Origin of the sequence: Spirosoma sp. (assembly GCF_026391055.1) — a bacterium.
In the GTDB taxonomy this organism is placed as follows: Bacteria; Bacteroidota; Bacteroidia; order Cytophagales; family Spirosomataceae; genus Spirosoma.
In genome coordinates this window covers 476,963-502,004 of record NZ_JAPLET010000026.1, presented here as the reverse complement: position 1 = coordinate 502,004, position 25,042 = coordinate 476,963, and the positions used below count along the sequence as shown (strand labels likewise).

Below are 25,042 nucleotides of genomic sequence, written 5' to 3'. Positions count from 1 at the left end.
AAGCCTTATAAGCATAGTCCAAAGGGATGCGAACACTCACCACGGGCGCATGTATATTCGATTATGGTATATTTTTTGAATTAAAATTGGGTACAGCTAAAAGAAAAATCCCTCAAAACAGCCTGTTTTGAGGGATTTTCTAACTTTTCGTGCACTTGTAGGGATTCGAACCCCAAACCTCCTCATCCGTAGTGAGGTGCTCTATCCAATTGAGCTACAAATGCGTAATGTGTTGCAGTGTAGTGAGGTGCTCTACCCAATTGATGTCGAGCGCGACCCTAGTACAAATGCATTTCCCGTTGATTGGGAGTGCAAAAGTAGGCAGAAAAACGACGCTTGTCAATCTATTTGCCGGAAAAATTTGCTTTTCGCTTCATCAGGAAGGCGCCGATACCCTCGGCAGCATCGGCAGAACGGCCTAGTTCGTCCTGATTGTCAGCTTCTTGTTCGAGCTGATGGCTCAGGTCGGAATAGAGCGATTCATTCAAAACTTTTTTCATCTTACCAATGGCCAGCGTAGGCGCAGCGGCATAATAGCCCACAACGGCTTCGACAGACGCGTCTAATTCAGCCGCCGGTACCGACTGGCTTACCAGTCCGATCCGGGCGGCCTCCGGACCATAAACGCGTCGGCCGGTACTGCACAACTCGAAGGCGCGTTGTGGGCCGATGAGCCGGGGCAAAAAGAATGTCGAGCCCGCATCGGGCATGAGACCGATGTTGACGAAAATCTGGCTGAAATAGGCTTCGTCGGTGCAGATAACCACATCGCAGGCCAGCGCCAGCGAACAGCCCGCTCCGGCGGCTACACCATTGATGCGCCCGATTACGGGTTTCGCCAGGTTGCGGATGGCCTGAATCATGGGGTGGTAGGTTGTGCGGAGGGAGTCGCCGAGGGCAAGTTGACTATCCGAAGCGGCTGCCTGCATGACACCTTCTTTCAGATCGGCACCGGATGAAAAAGCTTTGTCGCCCGCACCCGTCAGCACAACAACACGAACTTGCGTGTCGGCACCGGCGGCTTCCATGGCGGCCGTAATATCGCGGATTAGTCCGGGACTGAGAGCATTGTATACGTGCGGACGGTTGAGGGTTATCCGGCAAACAGCACCGCTGACATCATAAAGCAGATTTTCGTACATGACGGAAAAGGGAGTACCTGATAAATAAAAAGCCAGCGATTGATAAACGTCATATCGTCAAGATATGGCGTTTATCAATCGCTGGCGGTAAGTTACAAAAAAGCTAGATGAGCCAAACTACCGTCAGCAGACTGACAGTAAGCCCAAGTGCCAGACCGGCCAGAATCTGGGCGGGGTTATGGGCGTTGAGCCGCAGCCGGGCACTGGCTACAAAACCTGTCAGCATAACCAGCAGGAGCAGCGGAAAAAACAGATCGGTGATGCTGAATTTGAGCATAAGGCTGCCAATAACGCCAACAACCCCCGCAATACCTACGCAATGCGCACTGATTTGCCAGTACAGACTGATGAGGCCAACCAGCAGAATGGAAACGGCTATACTGGCAATGAGGGTGCCTACTTCGGGTGCCAGGCTCGAGAGTCCCTGCATCTGGTAGGTAAACAGGTAAGCCGTTATCGTGTAAACCAGAGCCGTTAGGAAGTAGGGTAACCGCCGGTCGGACAAGGTTGTCATCTTCAAATTTTTAACGTAGCCCGTGCGGAACAGATAATAGATCAGCAGGGTAGGGGTCATGAAGGTGCCGACAAAAATCAGGATCAGCAGACTGAGTCGGAGGGAGACCGAAAATGCATCCAGCCCCAGTATGGCAGGCACCCGAAACAGCAATAGTGCAAACAGCAGCGTCGGCATCAGCAACGGATGAAAAACCGCCGATATAAAATGAGCAAAACGGGTACTCAATGGATAATGGATAATGTAAAATGAATAATTGTGTAAAAATACGCGCCAACCCTATTGCATTTCACATTGTACATTATCCATTATTCATTTTTTATAACTGTTTCCTAAGCCGCGCCACGGGTATATTCAACTGCTCGCGGTATTTGGCTACCGTTCGTCGGGCAATGTTGTAGCCGCGGTCGTTCAGGATTTTCTCAAGTTTGTCATCCGACAGCGGGTGAAGCTTGGGCTCGGCATCGATCAGATCTCTCAGAATGTTTTTCACCTCCCGGCTGCTGACATCCTCGCCGGTATCAGTCGAGATACCCTCCGAGAAGAAATATTTGAGCGGATAGATACCAAATTCGGTTTGAACAGCCTTGCTGTTGGCTACCCGCGACACCGTCGATACGTCCATGTCGATGAGCGTGGCAATGTCTTTCAGAATCATGGGCCGCAGCCGGGACTCATCGCCGGTCAGGAAGAAGTCGTACTGATAACGCACAATGGCGTTCATGGTGCGGAGCAGGGTTTGCTGCCGTTGTTTAATGGCGTCGATGAACCACTTGGCCGCGTCGAGTTTCTGCTTAACGAAAGAGACTGTTTCTTTCAGGTTCTTGTTCTGTTTTTTGTTGCTCTTGTCGTAGGTGTCGAGCATATCGGCAAAGGAACGGCTGATGCGCAGTTCGGGCGCGTTTTTTGAGTTCAGCGATAGTTCAAGTTTGCCGTTGTTGTTGGTCAGCAGGAAATCGGGGATGAGGTACTGTATATTTCCCGCTTCGCCCTCCATCGATCCGGGTTTGGGATTGAGCCGGATGATAATATCGATCACTTTCTTCAGCGACTCGTCACTGATGTTGAGTCGGCGCTGAATTTTGTCATAATGTTTTTTTGAAAATTCGTCGAAGAACTCGTCGATGATCCGGATAGCCAGGATGTTATAAGGGTCGGACTGGTCCTTGCGCCGGAGTTGCAGCAGCAGGCATTCGGGCAGGGAGCGGGCGCCAATGCCGGCCGGATCGAACGACTGGATTTTATGCAGCACATCCTCTACTTCTTCGGCATCGGTAAATACATTCTGGGAGAAGGCCAGATCGTTGACAATGGCCTGAACCGACCGGCGGATGTAGCCATCGGCCTCAATGCTGCCAATGAGTTGATAACCAATTACACGCTGCTCCTCCGTTAGGTTCAGGTAGCCAAACTGCTGGAGCAGCGAATCCATCAGGCTGGAACTGGTGGGCAGGGGCATATCCCGGTCTTCTTCCCCGTAATTGCCATCGCCCTGCATTTTATAGCCTGCGTAATCTTCGTCCTGTATGTAGCCGTCAATGTCGAGGTCATCGTCGCGGTCCTTAAAATCGTCAGTATCGTCGTAGTCGTCATCATCTTTCTGATCAAACTCCTCGTCCATGCCCTCTTCCAGAGCTGGGTTTATTTCCAGTTCCTCTTCAATACGTGTGTCTAGTTCAGCGGTGGGTATCTGCAACAGTTTGATGAACTGAATCTGTTGCGGGGAGAGCTTTTGCTGAAGCGATTGAGAAAGACTTAATTTCTGCATAGGTCGTACGGGCGTCTGTAGATAAGTGGGTTACGTTGAGCAGAGAGACATTGGCAAAAGTGCCCCTCACAATTATCAGGCCAATTTAATTAAAAAATGTTTTTCATAACACGAATTTTCTGTAAAGTATCAACTTGCTACCTTCGCATTTAATGACGAACAAGCTTTATGACACTTCGCTAAGCCTGCTCACGGACCTTTATCAGGTAACGATGGCGTACGGCTACTGGAAAACTAAAACATCGGAAAAAGAGGCAGTGTTCAACCTTTATTTTCGGAAAAATCCGTTTGGTGGTGGCTTCACTATCGCCTGTGGACTGGCAAATGTGCTGGGCTACATCGAAAATTTCGGCTTTTCAAAAAAAGATCTACGGTACCTCAGTACCCTGAAGGGCAATGATGGAAAGCCCATGTTTGAGCCCGAATTTATGGACTATCTGGCCGATCTGAAGCTCACCTGCGATATTGAGGCCATACCGGAAGGAACGGTCGTTTTTCCGAACGAACCTCTTATTCGCGTTCGTGGGCCTATTTTGCAGTGTCAGTTGCTGGAAACACCACTGCTGAATCTCGTCAATTTCGAATCCCTGATTGCGACCAAAGCCGCCCGGCTTCGGCTGGTCGTGGAGAAAGACACGCTGCTGGAGTTTGGCCTGCGTCGGGCACAGGGGATTGATGGAGGCATGACCGCCAGCCGGGCTGCGTACATTGGCGGGTGCGATGCGACCTCTAACGTGCTGGCCGGCAAGTTATATGATATTCCCGTTGGCGGTACGCACGCGCACAGCTGGGTGATGTCGTTTGCCGACGAACAGCAGGCGTTTGATGCCTACGCCGAGGTACTACCCAATAATGTAACCTTGCTTGTCGATACCTACGATAGTTTGCAGGGGGTTAAACACGCCATCGAAACCGGTCGTAAACTGGTGCAGCGCGGGTATAAACTGGCCGCCATCCGGCTCGATTCGGGCGATTTGGCTTACCTGAGTATCGAAGCCCGAAAACTGCTCGATGCCGCCGGTTTTGAGGATACAGGCATCGTAGCCAGCAACGACCTCGACGAAACGATCATCAGCAGTCTGCGGCAGCAGGGTGCAAAAATTAATATCTGGGGCGTTGGCACCAAGCTCGTCACGGCTTACGATCAACCCGCGCTGGGGGGCGTGTACAAACTGGCTGCCCTGCGCCAGGAACAGTCTGCCGAGACCGTCAAAACGACAGAACAAACCGATGCGCCACGAACCAACGGCTGGGAATACAAAATGAAGCTTTCGGAACAGGCCATAAAAATTTCGACGCCCGGCATTCAGCAGGTACGCCGGTTTCGGGATGAGCAGGGTTTTGTGGCCGATATGATCTACGATACCGAAAGCCTGGAGGGTTCGGCCAGCCAGGCAACCACGATGATCGACCCCCTCGACTTTACCAAACGTCGACGTTTTGAGGCTGATCGGCCGTATGAAGATCTGCTGGTGCCGGTCGTAAAGTCGAGCAAACGGATTTATGAGAGTCCGGATATTCATACCGTGCGCGAAAAGGTGCAGACTCAGTTGGCCAATCTGCATCCGGGCGTCAAGCGGTTCGTAAATCCGCATACGTATCCCGTGGGGTTGGAGAAAGGCTTACATGAACTGAAAACCAAACTGATTCTGAAGCTTCGCGAAGGCTAGTAACGTACGGGCACGCTACTCATGTATTTTATGAAAAAAGTCCTGATTCTAACGGGCCTGAGTGGCAGCGGTAAAACAACCTTTGCCCGAACGTTTTGCGAAGAGCACCCGAACTGGCTGCGTGTTAATCGGGATGATTTCCGGCGAAGTCTGCTGTCCGTACCGCTTCGGGAGTATTATGAAAGCTGGCCGGAGCGGGAGAAAGACCGGGTCGAAATGGTCGTCAATGAATTGCAGAAAGCCGCTATTCTGGAAGGGCTGAGCCGCGGCTGGCATATACTAATCGATAACACAAGTCTTAAATTAAGCTATATCAACGAATTTAGACAACTGCTGATACGCCATTTCGACAGCGTAGAGATTCGATATAGGCTGCTCCAGGTGCCGCTGGAAGAATGTATCCGTCGCGACCAGGAGCGGCCCGATTCGGTGGGGGAGGAGGTGATCCGTCGACAGGCTGAACAGCTGACGTCGCTGAAGAGATATTTCAAATTTCAGACCGAAATCCTGACCCGACCACCTGCTTTTCAACGAGAGCAGGACGAGACACTACCCCGCTGTATACTGGTCGATATTGACGGTACCGTTGCCGACAGAGGAACGCGGTCGCCCTTCGCCTGGCATCGGGTGGGGCTCGATACCCCTAAATGGCCCGTTATCCGGTTGGTGCAGGCCATGCGGGCGTCGGGGTACGCGATTATATTCTTTTCGGGTCGCGATGCCGTTTGTCGACCGGAAACAACGACCTGGCTGAATCAGCATTTCGGTTGGCAGGAAACGGATTATTTGTTGTTCATGCGTCGGGAGCGCGACAACCGGAAAGACTCCCTTGTAAAACAGGAGTTATTTGACCAGCATATCGCTGGTCGCTATTATGTAGAACTCGTCGTTGACGACCGCCAGCAAGTGGTGGATATGTGGCGACGTACCCTTGGCCTGACCTGCATTCAGGTCGACTATGGGGATTTCTGATCGCGTCGTATCGGTTGACCAGGATGCTGAGCCATTGGCTGTTAAACACGATGGATATGCGGTCTATCTCTACAAACGGCCCTATTTCATCGATGAAGCAGTAAATAAGGTAGAATAACGTTGATAAACAGAGGATTAGATTAAATGAAGCGTTCTGCCGACGTTTGGCAGCTTTCTGTCGATTTCGCTTTTTTATTCCTGTTGGTGGGCGTTGCTTTGTTTCAGAAGTCGGGAGCAATACCGCATCCAGACGCAAAACAATGTCACCTATAAACACTGCATATCATGAAAACGTTAGCCACATCCCTGCTGATTGCCGCATCACTTACCTTCTCAGCAACCGGCTTTGCCCAGCATAGCCAGTCAACTGCTATTACCCCAAAAACACCAACGACGATTCAGCCGACCACGAATGGAAAAGTTGATGTGGTGGTTGGGGAAACCGACGGTCATTTGTCAATTCAGGTGGTGGATCAGCAGGGGCATACATTATCAAAAAGAGCCGTCTACAAGCAGGAATCTAATACGCGTATCCGCTTCGACCTGAGTGCGCTGCCCGACGGGGTTTATCAACTGGTGATTACAGAAGGCACAAGCCGACAGACAAATGCTATTGTCCTGAATACGCAATCCGCTGATACCTATCGGACAATTAAAATAAGTTAAGCCTCTGCTGCATTTGTCAGGCCCGCCCGTTCTGTAATGGAACGGGCGGGCTTTTTGTTGAGAGTCGGAAAAGCATGTCGGTACAGGTAGCGGTTTAGCAGTAGCGTTCCTGCCAGCGACTGATGGAAGGAGATTGTTTTGCAGATTTCTTTTCAAGCAATTATTGGTATTAGCGAGTTTTCGTAAAATAATACAGTAAAATAACAGGGATATGCCAAATATTCAGGCCGTAGAATACAGTTAAGAAGAACCTTATTAAATTTTGCCTTATGCATTTTAATTTCGTCGTATCTTCATCTCTCATTATAATTGAAATAACCTCTCCCTTATGCTTCATAACCTGACTACCCGGAAAAGTCGATTGTTTTTGGTGATCCCCTGGCTGGCTGCTTCGCTCGCCGTACAGGCTCAGGATGCGCCAGGCTATCAAACGCCACCCAAAGCGCTGGCCGATCTGGTCACGGCTCCCCTGACACCCACAGTTAGCATGTCGACGAAAGGCGATATGATGCTTATTCTGGAACAGGCTGCCGCTCCCGGCATTGACGAACTGGCGCAACCAGAGCTTAAACTAGCCGGGCTGCGACTAAATCCGGCCAACAACGGTCCCAGCCGTGCCCGCTACATAACGGGTCTGAAGCTCAAAAAACTGACGGATAAGGACGAGAAAGCAATAATCGGTTTGCCTGCCGAACCCCTGATAAGCTTTGTAGAATGGTCGCCGGACGGAACAAAGGTGGCGTTTGCTAATTCGACTGACACCCGGATTGATCTGTACATAGCCGATGTGGCCAGCTTATCGGCGCAAAAGGTTGGCTCCCTGGCGCTCAACGCAACGCTGGGTTCGCCCTATTACTGGGTATCGGACAGCAAAAATCTGGTCGTGAAAACGGTTCCCGCCGGGCGTGGTCCCGCCGTTGAGGTGAGTCGCGTTCCATCGGGACCGACCACACAGGAGAACGTGAAAGGATCGCGCGGGCAGGCCCCCACATACCAGGACTTACTCAAAAGTCCATCGGACGAAAAGCAGTTTGCCTTTTATACAACCTCGCAGGTTGTTCGTCTGGCGCTGGATGGAACGGCTACGAACATCGGTCAGCCGGGTATTATCCGTACGGCAGAGCCATCGCCCGATGGGCAGTATGTGATGATCGAGACGGTACATACGCCGTTTTCGTATCTGGTGCCCGTTGGCCGATTTCCACTTAAAACAGAAATTTACGCCATCGCGGGTTCACTGGTAAAAACGCTGAACGATGGCCCCTTGCAGGAGGCTGTTCCCTACAGCCGCGATGGAGCACCCACGGGACCCCGCGATTTCAACTGGCGGGCCGATGCCCCGGCTTCGGTGTATTATACCGTGGCACAGGACAATGGCGACCCTAAGGTAAAAGCTGAGGTTCGGGATAAGGTTTACCTGATCGAAGCGCCTTTTTCGGCTCAGCCCAAAGAAATCTACGCGGCTCAGTTCCGTTTCGAAAATTTCAACTGGGGCAATGAGTCGACAGCACTAGCTACCGAACGCTGGTGGCAGAATCGTAAAATCATCACCAAAATCGTTAGTCCAGCCAACTGGCAAACGTCGGTGCTGTTCGACCGATCGTACGAAGACCGGTACACCAACCCCGGTCAGCCCGATACGAAGCATAACCAGTATGGACGCGAAGTATTGAATCTGCTCCCGACTGGCGAAATCCTGATGCTGAACGCCGTAGGCTCATCGCCCCAGGGCGACCGGCCTTTTGTGAGTTTGCTGAATCTGAAGACGAAGCAAACCCGGGAACTCTGGCGGTCGGCGGCTCCGTACTTTGAGCGGCCCGTTGCTGTCCTGGACGCAGCCAAACAAGTGCTCCTGACCACCCGTGAAACCCCCGACGAAAACCCGAATTATTACGTCCGGAATCTAAAAGCCAGAATTGCTCCGATTCAGACAACGTACTTTCCGCACCCATATCCGCAGTTGAAAGGTATTCAGAAACAGCAGCTTCGCTACAAGCGGGCCGATGGCGTTGAACTGACGGCTACGCTGTATTTACCCGTTGGCTACAAGAAAGAACAGGGGCCATTGCCAACGTTCCTGTGGGCGTATCCGGCCGAGTTCAAAAGCAAGGAAGCCGCCAGTCAGGTGGCCGGTTCGCCGTACCAGTTTAACCGGATCAGCTATTGGGGTGGTGCCGCTTTTGTGACGATGGGCTATGCGATTCTGGATAACGCCAGTATCCCCATTGTGGGTGAGGGGGATAAAGAACCGAACGATACCTACGTTGAGCAATTGGTGTCGAGCGCCAAAGCGGCTATTGATGAGGGTGTTCGGCTGGGCGTGGTCGATTCGAGTCGGGTAGGCGTAGGCGGTCACTCGTACGGGGCGTTCATGACGGCCAACCTGTTATCGAACAGCAAGCTTTTCAAAGCGGGTATTGCCCGGAGTGGTGCCTACAACCGTACCCTTACCCCATTTGGTTTTCAGAACGAGCAGCGCAGCTACTGGCAGGCACCGGACGTATACAATAAAATGTCGCCGTTCATGAATGCCGACAAGATGAAGACGCCCCTGCTGCTGGTTCATGGTGAGGCCGACAACAACACGGGCACCTTCCCGATTCAGTCCGAACGGTATTACAATGCGCTGAAAGGTTTCGGCGCTACGACCCGGCTGGTGTTCCTGCCCTACGAAAGTCATGGTTACACCGCCAAAGAGTCATTGCTGCACATGTTGTGGGAAATGAACGGCTGGATGGACAAATACGTCAAGAATCCGACTCCCGCAGCCCAGGCCAACAAAGCCGGTAAAACGGGCGGAGGGAATAACGAGAAGTAAGGTTCTACGCTGAGTACCTGACACCACTGACACAGAAAAAGCCGGGCCAACAACCCGGCTTTTTCTGTGCTTATAAATCCGTTTAGTTAGTTAAATAATATTTTTTGATGTTTTGGTTCAATTTTAAGGGAAACATGATAATTTGGTAATATTAAACTAACATTCAGGAAATATAGCCGTAGTCTCTTTGCAGTTCGAAAAATTCTGTCATCAGCTGTATGAAAAAACATCTTCTTTCTCTTCTCTTCTTTCTCCTTTTTGCCGGGTGTAGCCTTAAGGAAACAAGGGCACAAACAACGCAGGCCTCCATTTCGGGGGTTATTTCCGATACGCAAAAACAGGGGCTTCCGGGGGCTACGGTTCGGGTGCGGAACGAATCGACGGGCTTTTCAACCGGCACCGTCACCAATGTTCAAGGCGAATATCAGTTTAAAGAGTTGCCCCTGGGTGGCCCTTATACCATTTGGGCTACGGCGGTGGGGTTAGGCGAGCAACGTCGAACCGGTTACATGGTAAACCAGGGCGACGCGATCCGGATTAGCCTGACCATGCAGGAAGCCGGTCAGGATCTGGAAGTGGTACAGGTAGTGGCATCGGGTCTAAAAAACAAGACCGATAACCTGGGGGCGGCTACCGCCATCACGGCTAAAACGCTGACAACCATGCCTGTCAACGGGCGTAACTTTACCTCGCTGGTTAACCTGTCGCCCCTAAGTGGAAACAATGGCAACCTGTCGGGGCAGATCGGCTCATCGACTAACTTTACCATCGACGGGATGACGGCTAAAAACCCAACATCGGCCGGTGCAACGACCAGCCGCAGTGGGGCTCCTTATTCGATCTCCATCGAAGCCGTCCGGGAGTTTAAGGTTATCACCAACCAGTATGATGTGGTGTACGGACGCGCCGGGGGCGGTATTGTGAGTGCCGTAACCAAATCGGGAACTAACAAACTGGCGGGCAGCGTCTTTAACTACACCCGCGCCAACTGGCTGTCGAGCAAATACGACATTCGCGGTAACCTGCGTAACAACAAGTTCTCGACCAACCAGTTCGGTTTTTCGCTGGGTGGGCCGATCATCAAAGATAAACTGCATTACTTCGTGGTCTGGGATCACCAGCAGGATTCGCGCCCGCTGATTATCGCCGATGTACAGACACCGCTCGACGAGAGCCGCTTTAATGTGACCCGCGCCACCCTCGACCGTTTTGTCGATATTGCCCGTAGTAAATATGGCGTAGCCAACACGCCCCAATACGGCACATTCGACAAGAGCCGGGGTTCCGATGCCGCTTTTGCCCGAATTGACTGGCAGATCAACCAGAACAACCTGCTCACCATTCGGGACAATTATACCAACGACCGAAACAAGCTGGGCTTGCAGGATAACACGGCTGTTAATATTTACGAATCGTACGGCAACGACTTCAACATCGACAACAGCCTGCTGGCTACCCTGCGCACGACCATTACGCCCAAGATTACCAACGAGCTGAAACTTCAGCATTTGTACACCTACCAGAAGAGTGCTCCCGGCGATCAGCTTCCCGGTGCCAACATTCCACGGAACATTGTCGAAAACGTTGTTTCTACGGTAAATGGAGGCACATTATCGACCAATATTCAGATGGGCGGTCATCGTTTTGCGCAGGAAGGATTCACGAACAACGTAGTGCAGCTGGTCGACAACCTGTATTACAATACCGACCGGATTCAGTACACGTTTGGTCTGGACCTGATGTATACCAACGCCCGTTCGCTATATGGCAGTGAGGTTAATGGTCGCTTCCATTACAACATTGACGGTACGACTTCATCGTTGGACAAGTTCAACGCCCTGCAACCGTACCGATACTACCGCGAGGTGCCGCTGGTTGCCGACCCTACCGTTGTTGGTAAAACCCTCAACGCGGGTATTTATGGCCAGTTGAGTACGCAACTGGCTCCCGGACTCGACATGACCGCCGGCCTGCGTTTCGATTATGCGCACTACCCGAAGGCGCCACTAAACCAGTTGGTACTGGACGAACTGAAGCTTCGGACCGACAATGTGATCAAGTCGTTCATTGTACAACCCCGCCTGCAATTTAACTGGGACGTGAACGAGCGGCACACGGATTTTGTCCGCTTTGGGGGCGGTGTGTTTGCGTCGGATATTAACAACTACATGATTATCAACAACCTGACTTTCGACGGGAAGCACTTCGCTACGGTTGATGTGCGGGGTGCCAACGTACCCACGCCCGACTTTGCGGCTTACCGGCAGAACTACGCCAGTATTCCAACGCTGGCGGCTTTTCAGGTACCAACGATCAACATGACAGGTCCGAATGCCAAAGTGCCGGTTCTTTACAAAGCCAACCTGTCATATTCGCACTTCCTGACCGAGAAACTGCGCGTTGGGATCGCGGGCTATATGTCGTTAGGCCGCAACAACTATATGTATGTCGACCGGAACATGGTGGCTGACCCATTTTTTCGACTGGCTAATGAAGATAACCGGGGTGTGTATGTGCCGCTGGCTTCCATGCCGACGAGTGGTGTAGGCGACTGGCAACTGGGGCGCATCAGCCAGAAACTGGGCCGGGTGCTGGAGCTGAATAGCGTGGGACGCGTGAATCAGTTTGCTGTCGTGGCCGACGCTACCTGGCAGTACTTCCGCGATGGTGAGATAACGGCCAGCTTCACCTGGAACGATACCCGCGACAACACGTCCTACAACGGTAACGTAGCCAACACTGCCACACTGTCTGTACCGGTAAAAGATGATCCGCGTAACCTGAGCAAAATGACGTATTCAGACAACCATTTCCGCAATAAGGTTGTGTTTTACGGTACGCTGCCGTCGTTCTTCGGCATTACGTTGGGCGTTCGTTACTCGGGTATTGGGGGTACGCGGTACTCGCTGCTGTCGGGCGCTAATACCAATGCCGACTTTGTTGCGACGAACGACCTGGCCTTCGTCTTCGACCGCAACAGTGAAGGAGTACCGGCCAATGTGCGGACGGGACTGCAAACGTTGCTGGATAGTCCAACGGCCAGCCAGAGCCTCAAGAACTATATCAATGCGTATTCGGGTCAGATTGCCGAACGGAACGGCGGTATCAATGGCTTCTATGGCATATTTGATATACGGGCGATGAAGCGGTTCCGGTTCAATAAGAACCATGCGGTTGAGCTTTCGGCCGATATTTTCAACTTCGCTAACTTCCTGAAACGCGACTGGGGCGTCAATAAATCGTTGGGTACGCAGGCACTGTATGCGCTGAGTGTTCCGGCTTCCGGCACCACGGCTGCTCTTCCCGGCTTTAGCCAGGCCAGTCAGCGGTTTAACTACCGGGTCAATAATTCCGGCGTTGTAACCCCGTCGGGCGATCCGTTCCAGGTTCAGATCGGCTTACGGTATAGCTTTCAATAAACCAGCTTTAATCAGTTTAACCGTAAAGAAGTCTGCGATGCCCTTTTAGACACCCTGCACGTCTTTACGGCTAAATCTTCTTTTACCGATTATACAATGAAGAATATCGTTTTAGTAGCCCTTTTGTTGGGCGCGCATAGCCTTGTTGCTCAGTCAAAATTCAATACGGAGGGCCACCGGGGCGCCCGTGGTCTCATGCCGGAAAACACCGTTCGGGCCATGAAAAAGGCGATGGATCTGGGTGTTCAAACGCTGGAAATGGACGTTGTCATCGCCAAAGACAAACAGGTGGTGGTCTCGCACGACAACTATATGTCGGCAGATATTAGCCTGAAGCCCGACGGAAGCCCTGTCACGGCCGACGAACAAAAGAAGATCAACCTGTACCAGTTGACATACGCTGAGATTAAGAAGTTCGACGTGGGCAGTAAGCCGCATCCTCAGTTTCCGCAACAGCAAAAATTTCCGGCCTATAAACCGCTGCTGTCCGAGCTGATCGACTCGGTCGAGACGTATGCTAAAGCAAAAGGGTTGCCGATGCCGATGTACAATATCGAGATCAAATCATCGGCGACTACGGATGGCGTGTATCATCCCGAGCCAGCGGAATTTGTCAGCTTGGTGATGGATGTCCTGCAAAAAAAGAAGCTGGGTAAGCGGTTGACTATTCAGTCGTTCGACGTTCGGCCCTTGCAGTTGATTCATAAGCAGTATCCGGCTATTTCGCTCTCGTACCTGACAATGAATTCAAAACCGCTGGATGAAAATCTGACCTTGCTGGGCTTCAAACCTCACACTTACAGCCCTTATTACAAAACGGTAACGGCCGAAACCGTAAAAGCCTGCCACGAGCAGAATATGGCCATTATCCCCTGGACAGTAAATACCAAAGCCGAAATCGAATCACTCAAACAACTGGGCGTAGACGGCATCATCTCCGACTACCCGAATCTGTTTTAATAAGTTGTCGTACAGGGCGGGACGCCTGGCCGTTGAGTGAGTCGATTGACTTATTCCCGGCTGGGCGTCCCGCCCTGTAATATACAATGGTAGGAAGTAACGTCATTGTTCTTTCTTTCCCGACATTACTTTACTGCCATGACACTGACAATCGTTAAAAACGGGCTCATTACCCTTTGTTTTCTTCTGCTGATGCTTCGTTTCGGGGCGTCGGCCCAATCAGCGCCGAGTGCCTCTGCGGGCTGGCGTCAACTCTTTAATGGTAAAGATCTTACGGGCTGGAAACACGTAGGTAAGGGTCGGATGTCGGTCGAAAACGGGCTGATACGCGGACATGGCGGCATGGGGCTGCTGTACTGGACAAAAGAGAAATTCGGCAACTGCACGATTCGGCTGGTGTATAAAATGCAGAAGATGAACAGCAATTCGGGGGTGTATATCCGTATACCGCTTGAGCCGCGCGAGGAGTGGATGCCGGTTCATTATGGCTACGAAGTGCAGATCGACAACCACCCCGAAACCTCCGACGAAGACGAGTACCACGTAACGGGCACCTTGTACTCCCTGACGAAGCCCCTCGCCAAACCCGGCAAGCCCGGTCCTCAGTGGAATACGATGGACATTACCCTCGACGGCCCCCGAACCCTCGTTTACGTCAATGGTGTTAAAGTAACTGATTACAAAGAAGGAGCACCGGTGCCACCGCGCAAGTTTGATTTTGAGCCGTTTCGCGGTTTGCGCCCGAATACCGGCTATGTTGGTCTACAAAACCATGGCGAGCATGATATCGTCTATTTTAAAGAAGTATCGGTGAAGGCGCTTTCCGGGAAATAGATGGAATGACAGGTTTTTGCAGAAGCCGGCTTTATCTAACGTAAAGTCGGCTTTTGTTTCAAAGGCTAGTTACTTCGCTTCGACAAATCTATTTTCGCCCATTCGTTGTTATCTCTGCAATAAACTAAATATCACCGTGCCGATCACGACTCGTGCATATCGGTGCGCTTCCGCCTTTATCTATGAAATTACTGAAAGTAGCCGCTGGTGTCCTGAATCAGATTCCGCTTGCCTGGGAACATAATAAGCAAAATATTATCAACGCCATCGAAGAAGCCCAGCGGCAACAGGTCAGTCTGCTGTGTCTGCCCGAATTCTGCATTTCGGGGTATGGCTGTGAAGACGCATTTTTTGCCCAGAACACCATTGATCAGTCCATTGCCTCATTACTGGAGATCGTTGAACACACGAACGACATTGTCGTGGCCGTTGGCTTACCCCTGCGCCATAACAACCGCACCTTCGACACCGCCTGCCTGATTGCCAACAAGCGAATTCTGGGCTTCACGGCCAAGCAGTACATGGCGAATAATGGCGTCCATTACGAAACACGCTGGTTTCAGCCCTGGCCGCCCTACGTTCGGGACGAGATCAAAATCGGCGATTTTACCTATCCCTTTGGCGATGTGGTCTATGACCTGTCGGGTATTCGGATTGGGTTTGAGATCTGCGAAGATGCCTGGGTCGCCAATCGTCCGGGACGTATTCTGTACGAGCGCGGAATCGACATCATTCTGAACCCCACGGCCAGCCACTTTGCGTTTCTGAAGTCGCAGGTGCGGGAGCGCTTCGTGGTCGATGCATCGCGGTCGTTCGGGGTGAGCTACGTGTACTCCAATATGCTGGGCAATGAAGCGGGCCGGATCATCTACGACGGCGACGCTATGGTAGCCTCCAACGGCGAATTACTGGTATCGGGACCACGGTTGAGCTATGAAGATTTTGTCATCGTTCCGGCCGTCATCGACGTAGAAGCTACCCGCCTGAACCAGACGCAAAACCGGGCCAATATTGCGTTGGCTTATCCCAATCTACGCGTTACGGACCGGTTCGACTGGCCCGAAATTGCACCCGTTATCCAGAAAGCACAGCTGGAAGGCTGGGAGCGGGGCGGTTACCTGAAAGAAGAGGAATTTGCGCGGGCGGTAGCACTCGGGCTGTTCGATTACCTCCGGAAAAGCCGTTCGCAGGGCTATGTACTGTCGCTGAGTGGCGGTGCCGATTCGTCGGCCATTGCGGCACTGGTATTCCTGATGATCCGGATGGCGGTCGAGAATATCGGCATGGACGGCGTTAAAAAGAAGCTGGGCTATATAAAAGCCATTCAGGATTGTACCACCGCCGAAGAGGTAGTTGGTAAACTTCTGACCGTGATGTATCAGGGTACCGAAAACTCATCGGACGATACGTTTAACTCGGCGAAAGAACTGGCGGATGACATTGGGGCAAAATTCCTGAATATCAATATCAACGGGCTGGTTGAAACCTATACCGGCCTGATTGAAGAGCAACTGGGGCGCAAACTGTCCTGGGATACAGACGACCTGGCGCTGCAAAACATTCAGGCGCGGGTACGGGCCCCAAGTATCTGGATGCTGGCCAATATTAACAATGCCCTGCTGCTCACCACCTCCAACCGCTCCGAAGCCGCCGTTGGGTATGCCACAATGGACGGCGATACGGCGGGCAGCATTTCGCCCATAACCGGCATCGACAAGCATTTCCTGCGGAGCTGGCTTCGCTGGCTCGAAACGGTTGGTCTGAATGTTAAAAACGCTCCCGAACCCACCGACCGTACCAGTCTGGCCACCAGCCCGGCATCGCCCGATGAGCTGATCAAAGTAAAAGGGCTGAATGCTGTAAATAACTTGCAACCCACCGCCGAACTCCGGCCGCAGGACAAAAAGCAAACCGACGAAGATGACCTCATGCCGTACGATGTCCTCAACTCCATCGAAGAGACGGCCATCCGCGACAAGCAGCCGCCGGTTGAGGTACTGAAAATGATGGAAGTGCGCTATGCGGGCACGCACGACCGCGACAAGTTAGTGGTGTGGGTAGAGCGGTTCTTCAAGCTCTGGAGCCGCAACCAGTGGAAGCGCGAACGGTATGCGCCCTCGTTCCACCTGGACGACCACAACCTCGACCCCCGTTCGTGGTGCCGTTTTCCGATCCTATCGGGTGGTTTCGAAAAAGAACTGGCCGAGATGCGCGACTGGGCCAACGAACAGAAGCCTAATGGAAGAAAGGGCAAAATTGGGTTTTAGTGTATATTTGCGTAAAACGAACCCGGCTATGATTGATGTAAAGTGGAAGGATTATATCACTACAGATCCGGCTATTATGGTAGGTAAACCTATCCTCAAAGGCACTCGAATCACTGTAGAACTAATTGTTGAAAAACTTAGCTACGGCGAAACCGTTGACGAAATTTTGGAAGACTACCCGCATTTAACCCGCGAGCAGATTTATGCCTGTTTGCGGTTTGCTGCCTATACTGTACACAGTAAGCGCAGCCGCAAATTAGTAGCATGATCAGTCTGCTGGCTGACGAAAATGTAAAAGCTAGGGTTATCCGTCTACTGCGTTCGGCAGGATATGTCGTTACGTCAATTCATGAAACACAAAGTGAAGTGGCTGACGAGATAGTGCTTGAAGCCGCTGTCTCGTTAGCCACTGTTTTGTTGATCGGAGATAGTGATTTTGGGAAATTACACTTTCAGAAGGGACAGACACATAGTGGGATTTTGTTTTATCGGCTCCCAAGAACAACAACGGAAGAAAAAGGAGAAATTATTTTGAAGGTGATACGTGAATACGACACTCAGCTTATTAGCGCATTTATTGTTGTGACTGCTAAGAAAGTTCGTATTCGAAAATTGTAATTGTGCGTCAACTCATTCCCGGCCTTCTCTTTGCCGCCCTTTGGGCATCGGCTTCGGTTGCAACCAAGTTTGGTGTGCAGTCGGTTCATCCGCTTATTCTGGCGAACGTACGGTTTTTTATTGCCGGTAGCGGTATGCTGCTGTTTGCGTATGGCATCCAGCGGGCAGAAAATGCCTGGCCAAGAGGTAAAGAATGGGGGCAGCTAACCATTTTCGCCCTTCTTAATACTACCATTTACCTAGGGGCTTTTGTACTGGCGTTAAAACAGGTATCGGCGGGTATCGGTAGCCTGTCGACGGCGACAAATCCGCTGTTTATCGCCCTGCTGTCGGCGGTCTGGCTCCGTCGGATGCCGCGCTGGAACGAGACAGGGGGCTTGCTGTTGGGCCTTTTGGGTGTGGGTGTTGCTACCTACCCGCTCTTGCAAAATAGTTACGCTACCGTTGAGGGGCTGCTTATTTTACTGGGCGGCATGGTGGCTGTATCGGCTGCAACGGTTTACTACGCCAGTATTGAGTGGCGACTGCCCAGTCTGGTCATCAACGGCTGGCAAGTGCTGTTGGGCGGCTTTTTACTTATCCCGTTCACGCTGCTGATGGCCTATATCGACCCGGCACCCTTCCGGGTCTCTACGTTCGATCTGCGTTCCTGGGCCTCGGTGTTCTGGCTTATTTTGCCCGTGTCGGTGGCGGCTTTGCAATTGTGGTTTTATCTCGTTCGGCAAGATGCCATCCGGGCGTCTCTTTGGCTGTTTCTATGCCCTATTTTTGGCTTTGCCTATTCCTACCTGCTCATGGGCGAGCCAATTACAGTCTACACCGTTTTGGGTACTGGGCTGGTTATTGGTGGCCTGTGGCTCGGGCGAAAAAAGTAACGCGGCTTTCCCGCGATATCCCGGTCAAAAGCCGCGTTTTATGCGAACCATTCCTGAATAAAGAAGACTTTACCTTGCGGCTGGGTTTTATTGTTTCAGCACAATCATCTCGACGCGCCGGTTTTGCTGACGGGTGGTTTCGGAGTTGTTGCTGGCGATTGGTCGCGTAGGACCGTAACCACGGGTTGTGATGCGATTAGCGGCTATCCCGTTCTTAACCAGATAATCCTTGACAACATCCACTCGCTGTTTTGATAGTTTTAGATTCTCATCAAAATCGCCCTGATTGTCGGTATGGCCGGATAGCTCGATTTCGGCGGTAGGCTGACTTTGCATGAATTGTAGCAACTGTTCCAGGCCCGGTTGGGCATCGGGCAACAGCTCCGTTTTACTCTGCACAAACTGCAATGCCTGAAGTTGCGTCGTTTTCCCGACGGGCGCTACCACAAGCGGTGGCGTATACACAACTTTAGCGTCGAGTGTTTTGGGCGGCACCACCCGTTCGTTACTGGCCGCGGCTGTTTTCACTGCCGGGGGCTGGCTCACGGATTTGGCGATAGCGGGTGGGGGAGAGGCCGGTGCCGGTTTTGTGGCTGAAGCGACTGCGGTGGCTGTATTGGCGGATTGAGGGGTGACACGAAACAGAAGTGTTGGCCTTCTCATCATGCGATCTGCTTTGGCTGATGTAAAAGACAATTGCTCATCCAGGGTAATGTACCCCTGTGCTTTCGTTGTGAAAATGTATGATTGTCTGGAATCGAGTTTGAGTTCATACTCGCCATTAGCATTTGTCGTTTGCTGGGCTCGAACGATACCGTCCTGATTCTTTGCCGTAATGGTAGCGCCGACAATTGGTTTTTTTGTTTGGGCGTCCTGTATGCTGCCTTCTACAAAAGCTGTGCCCTCCGTTGGAGCTACCTGGTGTTGGGGCTGGGCTAAAACCGAAAACGAATTCAGGTTTGCCAGGCACAGAACCCCGATTACTGTACTATACTTCATCCACTTCATACTATACTGCTAACGTTGAAACGTAGCCCAAAAGTACGTTTAAATACGCAAAACCAACGAATGGAACGATCATCGACAGCAGGGTTTTAAGGGTGCTTTTTGAGGGTTGAAAGATGCAGGTAAACTGTTGATTTTCAGTATAGTTATTAGGTAGAAAAAGATGCCTGAAAATGAACGGGGAAACCTACTTTTTCGTTTATTAATTATGACACAGAGAACCAACGTGACGATGCATTCTACGGACGCTCAGGCACCCCTTGCACCGGCGTCGACGGGCAATTTGCCGCTCGACGACAGCTGGCGGAAGTCGATTCCGGCGCAGGTGTTTCTGAACCATTTTTTTGCGATGGACTACCACATCCATCATCAGAACGACCTCTTCGATCTCGCTAAGTTTCCCATATTTCAACAGTTTTATGGCCGCGTAACCGAAGAGAGCCGCAAGGCTTTGGAGAAATTATTATTGAATAGCTGGAGCGCCGAGTATGCACTGCGGATTACGCCTGTTGTCAACGACGAGCAGTACCTGCAAAGCTCGCTGCACTGGACGTTCCCACAGGCGTATTATAGCGCCCTGTTCAGTGCCAGAGCTTTTCTGGCTGTGCAGGGTATCAATGTAAGCAATGAAGAGTTGATTCGTAAGCGTATTGGCAATACCGTCGTGCGCGGGTATTATCCGGCTTCGGTTGGTTACTATGCCCTTGGACCGATCAACAGCTACCGTATTCAGCGGTTGCCAATGGCCCGGCGATTTAGCGTGGCGTCTAAAACCGATCTGCTCTTACCATCTAGAGCGGCTTCTGCACAGGCTGAGCTGGCCCAGTTTCTGAAAACCACCCGCGACCAGCGTGTGAAGGCCCTGCGCAATGCTATTCAGAACAATCCGAAAACAGCCCTGCGTAGCCCGAAGACCGGGGAGATTCTGCAAAAGTTCAGCGTAGAGCAATACAAACAGTTAGCGAAACAAATCGGATACACGACCTACTTCGACATGCTGAGCAGATTACGAATTTCGTCGACTAATCGGGAGATTGAGCGGTTTGTCGATTCGGAGATTGATGTAAAGCTCTTTCACCAGAGTCTGGTGAATATTGTATCGCATGTCAATTCGGTACACGAAGCGTACGTTGCCAAGGCGCTCGGTATAACGGCCTATCGCCAACTAGTGGCTAAGCTACCCTCGTATTTGCAGGAAAGTTTCGTGCGCGAGCGTATGAATAGCGTTATCGCACCCATGTTGGCAGAGCCGCAGGCCGGTGAAGAGCCAAGCCTTCGGTTGGCTGCTTAACAGCCTAGTATCAGCCCGGAAAGCCCGATCAGCCGAATGGCCGATCGGGCTTTTTTGTGTTTATCGGAAAAATTATAATTAGTACCATTTCAATGAATAAGATTACTCTTTGAAGAAGTTAGCAGTACGGTCTCTATCTGTTTTTAGCATAGTTTGTTGAAAATCACCATAAATATTGATTTCTGATAGTTTTTGTCTATATGCAGATTGATAAAAGTCATGAATTGTTACTGTATTGAGCCCTTACTTTGCACTCAAGAAAGATCATACAGTTATACAACCTCAATAAATTCCATGAAAAATCATATTGTATCCGTCGGCTCAACTTTTCCTGAATTCAAAAAACTGGCTGTTGTTTCGCTCGACAAAGACAAAGAGTTCTACGAAATTTCGTCTGAAGATCACAAAAACGCAGGTCAGTGGCTAGTGATGTTCTGGTGGCCTAAAGATTTTACGTTTGTTTGCCCAACTGAAATTGCCGAGTTCAACAAGAAGTTCGAAGATTTCCAGGACCGCGATACGATGGTTATTGGAGCCTCGACCGACAGCGAATTCGTTCACCTCGCCTGGCGCAAGAACCACGACGATCTGCGTGGTCTCAAATTCCCAATGCTTGCCGACACATCCAAGTCGCTGGCCGAAGAGCTGGGTATCCTGGAAGCAAACGAAAAAGTAGCATACCGTGTAACCTACATCGTTGACCCTCAGGGCATCGTTCGTTGGGTAGCCGTTAACGACCTGTCTGTTGGCCGGAACGTAAACGAAGTAATCCGCGTACTGGACGCTCTGCAAACCGACGAGCTTTGCCCCTGCAACTGGGTAAAAGGTGAAGAGACACTAACGGCCTAATCAAAGAGCGAACGAGTGAATGAGTGAAAGTGTGGGCCTCAAAGTCACTCTTTCGCTCATTCACTCGTTCGCTCATTCGCTCTTTAAAAATGACAACTACGCAAAATGAAACCGTTGTGTCGCTGCTGAATCTGGTAGGGCTCAACGCTGAAGGTACCTATCCGGCATTGGACGCTCTGGCGCAAGCCGACCACCGTTACCTGCGCGATCTGAAAATCAACGTAGGTAATGTGCTGAACAGCAGCCAAACGCTTACTAAAAAAGAAACACTCTTGCTGGCCTTGTCGGTGGCGGTAAACGAGAAACATCAGCCGCTGATGGACTCGCTGACGGAAGCTGCTCGGCAGGAAGGAGTTACGGCTGCCGAACTGGCCGAAACCATTGCCTGTACCTCCCTGCTAAGCACAAACAACGTGTTTTACCGGTTCCGGCATTTCATCAGCAAGGATTATTATCAGCAGACACAGCCGGGTATTCGCATGAGTATTATGATGAATCCGGTGCTTGGTAAAGAGTTTTTTGAACTGATGAGTCTGGCCGTTTCGGCCGTTAACGGCTGTGAACTCTGCGTTCGTTCGCACGAAGAGAGCGTCCTTAAACACGGCTCCAGCGAGCCGCGTATTTTCGACGCTATCCGGTTAGCATCGGTTATAAAAGGACTAATTACACTCCTGTAGTCACTGTCTCACCAGCTTGGGTTGAGGCCTGTGTACTTATAGTCTAGATTATTTTAAAAGTCTGCTAATGCCCTATTGTAGAAGGCATTGGCAGACTTTTTTTGTGTTCGCCATACTTGCCTACCGTTTACACATATTGCTGTGCAAGTTTTTAGTTTTTCCTATAAAATTGCTGAAAACTACCATCACTACGATACATGAAAAAGCGAATTGTAAAGATTGTTCTGGCTATGCTTGGGGCCTTTGGTCTTCTCGTTGTTAGTGCGTTGGCTTATGTTAAACTTGGTTTGCCAGCTGTTGAAGCCGCCCCCAAGGTGAGTATCAAAGCGACTGCGGCCCAGGTTGAGCACGGCCGTTATCTGGCCAATCATGTGGCGTCCTGTATGCACTGCCACTCCTCCCGTGATTTTACCAAATTAACCGGGCCAAATATCGCCGGTACAGAGGGAAAAGGTGGAGAACCATTCCTGCGTGAAATGGGCTTTCCGGGGAACTACTATGCCAGTAACCTGACGCCTGACCACCTCGGGGAATGGACCGACGGGGAAATTTACCGCGCTATCACAACCGGTGTCAGCCGCGATGGACACGCCCTGTTCCCGGTAATGCCATACATGAGTTACGCGCAAATGGACCCCTCAGATATTAGAGACATTATCGCTTACCTGCGAACCCTGAAGCCAATCAAGCATATGGTACCGACATCTGAGTCCGACTTTCCAATGAATTTCATCATTAATACCATGCCCGCCCAGCGTGAACCTGGAACCCGCCCCGACACAGCCGACCACGTAGCCTATGGTAAATACATTACCACCTTTGCCGCTTGCGGTGATTGTCACACACCTGTTGATGGGCAGGGCGCACCACTACCGGGAATGGATTTTGCCGGTGGGCGTGAATTTCCACTGCCAACGGGCACCGTGCGCTCCATGAACATCACCGCGGATAAGTCGGGTATTGGTAGCTGGACGAAGGAAGCATTTATTGCCCGGTTCAAGTCCTATGCCGATAAAAGTAAACCCATGCCAACTGTGCACGAAGGGGAGTTTAACTCGGTTATGCCCTGGACAGTGCTTGCCGATATGAGTGAGCAGGATTTGGGTGCCGTATACGAGTACCTCCGGTCGCTGAAGCCAGTTCAGCACAAAGTAGAACGGTTTACACCCAAGGCAAAATTGGTAGCGAGCCGATGAGAAAAGGTGAACATTCTTTTTAGTCTACGGTTTAAGAATAGAAATACATCTACAGCCTAGTAGTAATGAGTTGTAAAGTTGCTTTGTGCTTCAGCATATGGGCGATAAGCACCCAGAGACCTGTTGCGATTGATGATATTTTATCAACTTTAGTGCTGTATCTGCCGTAATGTAAAGCCCGCTCTCTCTAATCAAGAAGCGGGCTTTTGTAATGAAGTGTAGTACAAGCTTTCGTGAACGCAGTACAGCCTGGTTATTTTTCAGAGATTTGCTGTATGTTTATGTTTCAGGCAGTTTTCACCAGATCGACCAGCGTTTCAATCCAGATTGGACTATCATTTAGGCTTTCGACCAGTTGCCAGTGCTTACCACCAACTTCTTCAAACATCTCTTTATACTCAACGCCTACTTCAATGGTCGTTTCCAGACAATCGGCAACGAAAGCGGGCGAGAAAGCCAGGACGCTATGCACCCCTTTGCCCGGTAAGGCTTTGATTACATCATCGGTATAAGGCTTGATCCAGGGGTCGCTGCCCAACCGCGATTGAAAACAAGTTGTGTATTTGCCTTCGGGAATGTTGAGTGCCTTGACCAGTAAACGTGTCGTTTCGAAGCATTGCGCCCGGTAGCAGTGCTGATTCATAGCCTGAAGGGAGTCGCAGCAATCGCCAAGTTTACAAACCGTTTTGGTTATGTCGCCTTTTCGAATCTGCCGTTCGGGTAACCCGTGATAGCTAAACAGGAAATGATCGTAGTCGTAATCTGCCATGTATTTACGGCCAAGCTGTGCAAACCCTTCGATGAATTTAGGATGCTCCAGAAACCGGTTGATAAAGCGAATGCCCGGAATTACCTGCCAGTTTTTGATAATATCCATCACTTTCTGATACACCGAACCCGTTGAGGCTGAGGCATACTGCGGAAAAAATGGAATCACGATGATGTCTGTCAGCCCTAGTTTCTGAAACTCACTCAAACCGGCTTCGATACTCGGACTTTGGTAGCGCATGGCCAATTTGACCACATAGCGGTTGCCAAGTGCCTGTTGTAATTCCCGTTCAACAATATGGCCGTAATACTTCAGCGGTGAACCCGTTTCGGTCCATAACTCTTTGTAGACTTTTGCCGATTTGGGCGCCCGGAAAGGAGCGATAATGCCGTTGACGAGTAGTGAACGGGGAACAAGGGGTATATCGATCACCCGGCCGTCCAGCAAAAATTCGCGCAGGTATTTACGCACGTCGGGTACATTTGGGCTGTCGGGTGTGCCCAGATTAACGATCAAAACGCCCGTCTTACCGTATATTTTCGGGGCGGAAACGGGTTGTTGTAAAACAGAAACGTCCATGGTAAGAAAAACAAGGATGATAACGAGTAAGTTGCAGCTATGTGGTATTAAAAACTGCTGTCAAGACGGTTGAGTCGCATCTGTGAACGGCAAAAATACGACAAGGATAGGCTTGTTTCGTTCGATGTGATTTAGATTTGTATCAATTTTATT

Annotated in this window: 20 protein-coding genes and 1 tRNA gene; 15 read left to right on the top strand and 6 right to left on the bottom strand. The window is 50.9% G+C overall.

Translation table 11 applies throughout. The features are described 5' to 3' along the window. Positions 1 to 150 precede the first annotated feature (150 nt). The 4 genes from NT073_RS25605 to rpoN form a co-directional block, all read right to left on the bottom strand. Positions 151 to 224 (bottom strand) — tRNA-Arg (locus NT073_RS25605). Positions 225 to 344: 120 nt separating this feature from the next. Continuing rightward, positions 345 to 1,142, bottom strand: a complete 798-nt coding sequence (locus NT073_RS25600; RefSeq protein WP_297379333.1) for an enoyl-CoA hydratase — start codon at positions 1,140 to 1,142, stop codon at positions 345 to 347. 103 nt (positions 1,143 to 1,245) lie between these two features. Further along, positions 1,246 to 1,884, bottom strand: coding sequence for a hypothetical protein (locus NT073_RS25595; RefSeq protein WP_366107818.1), 639 nt, complete (start codon positions 1,882 to 1,884; stop codon positions 1,246 to 1,248). A 91-nt stretch (positions 1,885 to 1,975) separates the two neighbouring features. Then, complete coding sequence (gene rpoN / locus NT073_RS25590) at positions 1,976 to 3,424, bottom strand: RNA polymerase factor sigma-54 (protein WP_297379331.1); 1,449 nt, start codon at positions 3,422 to 3,424, stop codon at positions 1,976 to 1,978. Positions 3,425 to 3,576: 152 nt separating this feature from the next. Here rpoN and NT073_RS25585 point away from each other — a divergent pair, with 152 nt between their 5' ends. The 11 genes from NT073_RS25585 (at position 3,577) to NT073_RS25535 (ending at position 18,523) form a co-directional block, all read left to right on the top strand. Next, positions 3,577 to 5,094, top strand: a complete 1,518-nt coding sequence (locus tag NT073_RS25585) for a nicotinate phosphoribosyltransferase (protein WP_297379329.1) — start codon at positions 3,577 to 3,579, stop codon at positions 5,092 to 5,094. 30 nt (positions 5,095 to 5,124) lie between these two features. After that, complete coding sequence (locus NT073_RS25580) at positions 5,125 to 6,066, top strand: AAA family ATPase (protein ID WP_297379327.1); 942 nt, start codon at positions 5,125 to 5,127, stop codon at positions 6,064 to 6,066. A 285-nt stretch (positions 6,067 to 6,351) separates the two neighbouring features. Then, a complete protein-coding gene (locus NT073_RS25575) occupies positions 6,352 to 6,732 on the top strand; it encodes a T9SS type A sorting domain-containing protein (RefSeq protein ID WP_297379325.1) in 381 nt (126 codons plus the stop codon). 328 nt (positions 6,733 to 7,060) lie between these two features. Beyond that, positions 7,061 to 9,550 (top strand): prolyl oligopeptidase family serine peptidase, encoded by a 2,490-nt coding sequence (locus NT073_RS25570; RefSeq protein WP_297379323.1) that lies wholly within the window; start codon positions 7,061 to 7,063, stop codon positions 9,548 to 9,550. Between the two features lie 218 nt (positions 9,551 to 9,768). Next, on the top strand, positions 9,769 to 12,969 hold the full coding sequence (locus NT073_RS25565; protein ID WP_297379321.1) for a carboxypeptidase regulatory-like domain-containing protein: 3,201 nt from the start codon (positions 9,769 to 9,771) through the stop codon (positions 12,967 to 12,969). Between the two features lie 96 nt (positions 12,970 to 13,065). Further along, positions 13,066 to 13,929: a glycerophosphodiester phosphodiesterase family protein gene (locus NT073_RS25560; RefSeq protein ID WP_297379319.1), complete on the top strand. Its 864-nt coding sequence runs from the start codon at positions 13,066 to 13,068 to the stop codon at positions 13,927 to 13,929. Between the two features lie 138 nt (positions 13,930 to 14,067). After that, positions 14,068 to 14,763, top strand: coding sequence for a DUF1080 domain-containing protein (locus NT073_RS25555; RefSeq protein WP_297379317.1), 696 nt, complete (start codon positions 14,068 to 14,070; stop codon positions 14,761 to 14,763). Between the two features lie 182 nt (positions 14,764 to 14,945). Beyond that, complete coding sequence (gene nadE / locus NT073_RS25550) at positions 14,946 to 17,030, top strand: NAD(+) synthase (RefSeq protein ID WP_297379315.1); 2,085 nt, start codon at positions 14,946 to 14,948, stop codon at positions 17,028 to 17,030. 28 nt (positions 17,031 to 17,058) lie between these two features. Then, entirely contained in the window at positions 17,059 to 17,298 is a 240-nt protein-coding gene (locus NT073_RS25545; RefSeq protein ID WP_297379313.1) for a DUF433 domain-containing protein, read from the top strand. Next, on the top strand, positions 17,295 to 17,648 hold the full coding sequence (locus NT073_RS25540) for a DUF5615 family PIN-like protein (protein ID WP_297379311.1): 354 nt from the start codon (positions 17,295 to 17,297) through the stop codon (positions 17,646 to 17,648). The genes NT073_RS25545 and NT073_RS25540 overlap by 4 nt, the downstream gene beginning before the upstream one ends. 2 nt (positions 17,649 to 17,650) lie before the next feature. Next, positions 17,651 to 18,523 (top strand): DMT family transporter, encoded by an 873-nt coding sequence (locus tag NT073_RS25535; protein WP_297379309.1) that lies wholly within the window; start codon positions 17,651 to 17,653, stop codon positions 18,521 to 18,523. A gap of 87 nt (positions 18,524 to 18,610) precedes the next feature. On the opposite strand, the gene NT073_RS25530 is transcribed toward NT073_RS25535, so the two are convergent. Beyond that, positions 18,611 to 19,531: an OmpA family protein gene (locus NT073_RS25530; protein WP_297379307.1), complete on the bottom strand. Its 921-nt coding sequence runs from the start codon at positions 19,529 to 19,531 to the stop codon at positions 18,611 to 18,613. A 205-nt stretch (positions 19,532 to 19,736) separates the two neighbouring features. Here NT073_RS25530 and NT073_RS25525 point away from each other — a divergent pair, with 205 nt between their 5' ends. The 4 genes from NT073_RS25525 to NT073_RS25510 all read left to right on the top strand — a co-directional run bounded on the left by NT073_RS25525 (position 19,737) and on the right by NT073_RS25510 (position 23,541). After that, a complete protein-coding gene (locus tag NT073_RS25525) occupies positions 19,737 to 20,819 on the top strand; it encodes a hypothetical protein (protein WP_297379305.1) in 1,083 nt (360 codons plus the stop codon). Between the two features lie 294 nt (positions 20,820 to 21,113). Then, complete coding sequence (locus tag NT073_RS25520; protein ID WP_297379303.1) at positions 21,114 to 21,668, top strand: peroxiredoxin; 555 nt, start codon at positions 21,114 to 21,116, stop codon at positions 21,666 to 21,668. Positions 21,669 to 21,757: 89 nt separating this feature from the next. After that, positions 21,758 to 22,345 (top strand): carboxymuconolactone decarboxylase family protein, encoded by a 588-nt coding sequence (locus NT073_RS25515; RefSeq protein WP_297379301.1) that lies wholly within the window; start codon positions 21,758 to 21,760, stop codon positions 22,343 to 22,345. A 197-nt stretch (positions 22,346 to 22,542) separates the two neighbouring features. Further along, positions 22,543 to 23,541 (top strand): c-type cytochrome, encoded by a 999-nt coding sequence (locus tag NT073_RS25510; RefSeq protein WP_297379299.1) that lies wholly within the window; start codon positions 22,543 to 22,545, stop codon positions 23,539 to 23,541. 286 nt (positions 23,542 to 23,827) lie between these two features. Here the strand turns inward: NT073_RS25510 and hemH are convergent, their stop codons facing one another. After that, the gene (gene hemH, locus NT073_RS25505) at positions 23,828 to 24,889 is read right to left on the bottom strand and encodes a ferrochelatase (protein WP_297379297.1); all 1,062 of its coding nucleotides are present in this window, start codon (positions 24,887 to 24,889) and stop codon (positions 23,828 to 23,830) included. Positions 24,890 to 25,042 lie beyond the last annotated feature (153 nt).